This window comes from Xylophilus sp. ASV27 (assembly GCF_016428875.1).
Classification (GTDB): Bacteria; Pseudomonadota; Gammaproteobacteria; order Burkholderiales; family Burkholderiaceae_C; genus Xylophilus.
Genome location: NZ_JAELTO010000467.1, coordinates 1 through 206 on the forward strand (window position 1 = coordinate 1; position 206 = coordinate 206).

General features: G+C 66.5%; 1 protein-coding gene. It reads right to left on the reverse strand.

All coding sequences use genetic code 11. The annotated features are described in order from the left end of the window. Window positions 1-206, reverse strand: a 206-nt coding sequence (locus JHD63_RS23820; protein WP_198973229.1) for a transposase, incomplete at both ends; no start/stop codon positions are given.

Sequence of the window (206 nt, forward strand, 5' to 3'; positions counted from 1 at the left end):
TGCCGCTGTAAGGCTGGGGTGGCAGCGGCTGAACGCCAGGCGGCCAGACCACGAGGGCAGATGTGACGCCCACCGCGTAGAGCAGGCCCATGTCGCTGAGCGCCTGGCGAAAGGCGTTGTCCACACCGTATCCCGCATCGGCCAGCACGCAATGGCGGGGTGCACCTTCGTCCAGCAACGTGCGCAATTGCTGCAGCGCGATCTGT